The following is a 1,086-nucleotide window of genomic DNA, read 5'->3' as shown; positions in this document are numbered from 1 at the left end:
CGGTAACGAGGAAGAGACCGACGGTAATTTTCTGCTGCGGTTTATGCGGTCACACTCCATTAATAATCATGATGACCGACAAGGTATTGAAGCGGCTTTGCTGGATTTACCGGATGTCAGACAGGCTAGGGTGTATGAGAACTTTACCAGCCAGACGGATAACAATGGTGTGCCTGCTCATTCCATGAATGCTGTGGTAATTGGCGGCAAGAATGAAGATATTGCACGCGCCATCCTGAGAAAGAAAGTCGGTGGCTGCGGGCTGATGGGAAAAATTGAGTGTACCTTTGATTATTCCGGCGCGCAACGCACTGTCCGGTTTGACCGTGCTGAGCGGGTGGATATCCGGGTAAAAGTGATTATCGAGCGCATCAACGGTTTTCAGGATATTGATACCGAGGGGATTAAGCAATCACTGGCTGACACCGGGTTTGCGATTGGTGAATCGGTTTATGCCATGCGCCTGACGTGTCGGGTGAATACCGTGTCCGGGTTCTACATTAAATCCATCACGGTCAATGAGGCCGATTCCGCCAGAATCGGTGTCCGCCAGTGTGCCCAAATCCAACCTGAACAGGTGGAGGTGCTGATTGAGTAAACGCGAAGACTTTTTAATCTGGCAATACCGAGGAAAACCCAAAGCCCGGCAAACCGTCGGGCTTTTGCTTTCTGAGACGAAAACACTTTTTGAGACAGCATTACAACTGCCTGAAGTTCTCGATATCAATACATCAGTAGGATACGGGTTAGATTTGATAGGCCGTCATGTCGGGATCAGCCGGACGATGAAGTCCTTTATCCCGAAAGACTATTTCGGCTGGTTGGGGATAGAGGGTGCGCTGGGGTTCAATAACGGCCTGTTTTACCGATACGGCGACTCCCTGCAAAAGTCGGTCAATCTGGATGACTCGGATTACCGGTTCTTTATCCGGGCGAAAATCATTAAAAACTTTCAGCATCCGACGCTTGAGGGGATCACCCATTCATTCCAGCACCTGCTGGGCAACCAGTCATTCGTGATTGATAACTACGACATGACCATGAACGTGGTGGTGCCTGCGGCTTATCTCACCCCCTTTCGATTAC

General features: G+C 49.8%; 1 protein-coding gene and 1 pseudogene. Both read left to right on the top strand.

Features of this window, described 5'->3' with window-relative positions; genetic code table 11:
• A pseudogene (locus Xinn_RS20970) lies at positions 1-598 on the top strand (baseplate J/gp47 family protein); the annotation flags it as partial.
• Positions 591-1,086, top strand: a 496-nt coding sequence (locus Xinn_RS20965) for a baseplate wedge 1 family protein (protein ID WP_099137820.1), incomplete at its 3' end; no start/stop codon positions are given. The pseudogene Xinn_RS20970 and the gene Xinn_RS20965, both read left to right, overlap by 8 nt.

The organism is Xenorhabdus innexi (genome assembly GCF_002632485.1).
GTDB classification, from domain to species: Bacteria; Pseudomonadota; Gammaproteobacteria; order Enterobacterales; family Enterobacteriaceae; genus Xenorhabdus; species Xenorhabdus innexi.
The sequence above is the reverse complement of the archived record's forward strand: the minus strand, read 5'-3'. Positions and strand labels throughout refer to the sequence as shown.